This window comes from Xanthomonas sp. SHU 308, from assembly GCF_000364645.1.
In the GTDB taxonomy this organism is placed as follows: Bacteria; Pseudomonadota; Gammaproteobacteria; order Xanthomonadales; family Xanthomonadaceae; genus Xanthomonas_A; species Xanthomonas_A sontii.
Genome location: NZ_AQOK01000540.1, coordinates 1 through 2,734, shown reverse-complemented (window position 1 = coordinate 2,734; position 2,734 = coordinate 1). Strand labels below are relative to the sequence as shown.

At 70.4% G+C, this 2,734-nt stretch carries 2 protein-coding genes and 1 pseudogene; 2 read left to right on the top strand and 1 reads right to left on the bottom strand.

What is annotated here, in order from left to right:
- Positions 1-142 precede the first annotated feature (142 nt).
- Together D588_RS0116055 and D588_RS25050 are read left to right on the top strand one after the other, a co-directional pair.
- Positions 143-628, top strand: coding sequence for an asparaginase domain-containing protein (locus D588_RS0116055; protein WP_017909075.1), 486 nt, complete (start codon positions 143-145; stop codon positions 626-628).
- Between the two features lie 6 nt (positions 629-634).
- Positions 635-1,113 (top strand): annotated as a pseudogene (locus tag D588_RS25050) (YbaK/EbsC family protein).
- 6 nt (positions 1,114-1,119) lie between these two features.
- Here D588_RS25050 and D588_RS0116045 read toward each other — a convergent pair.
- Positions 1,120-2,734, bottom strand: a 1,615-nt coding sequence (locus D588_RS0116045; RefSeq protein ID WP_017916702.1) for a S8 family peptidase, incomplete at its 5' end; no start/stop codon positions are given.

Genomic DNA, 2,734 nt, shown 5'->3' with positions numbered 1-2,734 from the left:
TCCAGCGCGCCGGGCATCCGCGCACGCTTCGCCCGCCGCCGCGGCGCGGCCGGGCGCGACTGAGCGGCCGTACCGCCGCGCCCGGTATCATGGACGGCCTGCGCGGCCACGGCCACGCCCCGACATGCTTCTAGGAACGGCAATGGAAGAACTCCTGATCGTCACCACCGGCGGCACGATCGACAAGATCTACTTCGACGACAAGTCCGACTACCAGATCGGCGACCCGCAGATCGGCCAGATCCTCAAGGAACTGGGCGTGACCTTCCGCTTCACGGTGATCCCGATCATCCGCAAGGATTCGCTGCACATCACCGACGAAGACCGCGAGCTGATCCGCGCCACCATCGCCGCGCAGTCCGCGCGCCATGTGCTGATCACCCACGGCACCGACTCGATGGTGCAGACCGGCAAGGTGCTGCAGGCGATCGAGGGCAAGACCATCGTGATGACCGGCGCGCTGAACCCGGCGCGCTTCCGCGGCTCCGACGCCGAGTTCAACATCGGCTGCGCGGTCGGCGCAGTGCAGTCGCTGCCGGCCGGCGTCTACATCGCCATGAACGGGCGCATCTGGGATCCGCAGAAGGTGCGCAAGAACGTGGCGGCGAACCGTTTCGAAGCGGCCTGAGCGGCGATGTCCAAGGCCACGCGCGCGACCAAGGCGCTGGATGCGGCCGGCATCGTCTACCGGCTGCATCCCTACGACTACGAAGCCGAAGCCGGCGCCAAGGGCCTGCAGGCCGCACAGGCGCTGGGCCTGCCGCCGGAGCGGGTGCTGAAGAGTCTGATGGCCTGGGTCGACACGCGCGCGGTCTGCGTGGTGGTCCCGTCCGACCGCCGCGTGCAGTTGAAGAAACTGGCCGCCGCCGCGGGCGGCAAGGCGGCGCGGATGATGGAGGCCGCCGAGGCCGAGCGCCGCACCGGCTCGGCTACAAGGTCGGCGGCATCAGTCCGCTGGGCCAGCAGCGGCCGGCGCCGGTGCTGATCGAGCAAACGGCACTGGGCGCAGGCAGCGTCTGGTTCAACGCCGGGCAGCGCGGCCTGCTGCTGGAAATGGAGGCCGCGCAGGTGCTCGACGCACTGCAGGCACGTGCCTGCGACCTGTGCGAGTGAGGCGCGTCAGTAACTCGCGGTCGCACTCACGCCCGCCACCGCGGTGACCGCCTTGATCCGCACGTAATAGAGCCCGGCCGGCAAGGTCAGCGTGCAGCGCTCGGTGGTACCGGCGGCGACCGACCGGCAACCGTATGCGGTATCGGTCGGCAGGGCGCCCGCGCGCAGGTACAGATCGGCATTGCCGCTGCCGCCGCTCAGGGCCAGCGTCAGCGCCGACGTGCCGGCGGGCACGGTGATCTGGTAGTACAGCGACGTTCCCGCCTTGAGCGACAGATTTGCCATCGGCATGCCACGCACCAGCGTCTGCGCCTTCACTGTCGCCGCCACCGCCGCACCCGCATTGACCAGCCCTGCACCGCAGCCGGCAGTGCACGCCACCGGCAGCGGGCTGGCGGTGGCCTTCAGCCGGGCCTCCAGTTCCGCCGGCGTCAGCGGATTCAGCGCTGCCGACAGCACCAGCGCGGCGACGCCGGCCACGTGCGGCGCCGCCATCGAGGTGCCGCTGTAGGACGCATACGCCGGCGCCCCCGGCCCCAGCGTGCCGGTATTGAGCGTGGACAGGATGCCCTGTCCGGGAGCGGCAATGTCCACGCCCGCCCCATAGTTGGAAAAACTGGCACGGGCGCCGGCGGAGGTGGTCGCGGCCACCGCGATCACGTTCGGACAGTTGGCGGGCACGCTGCCGGCGACATCGCTGTTGCTGTTGCCCGCAGCGACGACGACGCTGGTCCCGCGCGCAACCGCACTCGCGATCGCCCCTGCCATCGTCGGCGAACAGCTTCCGGCGGCACCCAGCGACAGGTTGATGACCTGCACCGGCGTCGGGTTGGCGGGAACGCCAGCGATGGCGCCGCCGGACGCCCAGACGATGGCGTCGGCGACATCGGAGAGATAACCACCGCATTTACCCAGCACACGCACCGGCAGGAGCTTCGCGTTGAAGGCGACGCCGGCGACACCGGCGGCATTATTGGTGACCGCGGCGATGGTGCCGGCCACATGGGTGCCGTGCCAACTCGAACTCGCCGCCGGCGTACCGGCACCGCAGGTATTGGCGGGATAGCCATCGCCCGGATCGGCGGCGTCACGGTCGCGGCCGCCACCATCGCCGGCCACCAGGGGATCGCTGATGAAGTCGTAGCCCGGCAACACGTTCGCGGTCAGATCCGGATGTGCGGTGATGCCGGTATCGAGCACTGCGACCACCACGCCCTTGCCCGTCGCCAGATCCCAGGCCGGGCGCACATTGATCGTCGCCGTCCCGGTTCCGAACGCCCATTGTTGGGACAAGCCAGGATCGTTCGGGACCAGCAAGGGGCGCAACAGCACATCGACCTCCACGCGCGCGACCGCCGGATCGGCGGCCAGGCGCCGCATCAGCGTCTCCGCCTCGACGCGATCCAGGCTGCGATCAGCGGCGATGACGTCGGCACCGGTCGCCAGGCGCCGCAACGATGCCAGGCCGAGGGCACGGCCGCGCCGGGCCGGCAACATGCGCGCGGCCTCCGCCAGCGGTGCCGCGCGCGAGGCCAGCGCAGGCGCGGCGCCATCGCGATAGGTGACGATGAAACGCTGTGGATTCGGCGTCGTCGCCAGCGCCTGCAATCCGATCTCGCCG

Bases quoted from the DNA above. Each gene is read 5' to 3' on its own strand.
- D588_RS0116055 (WP_017909075.1), top strand. From the start codon at position 143: ATGGAAGAACTCCTGATCGTCACCACCGGCGGCACGATCGACAAGATC.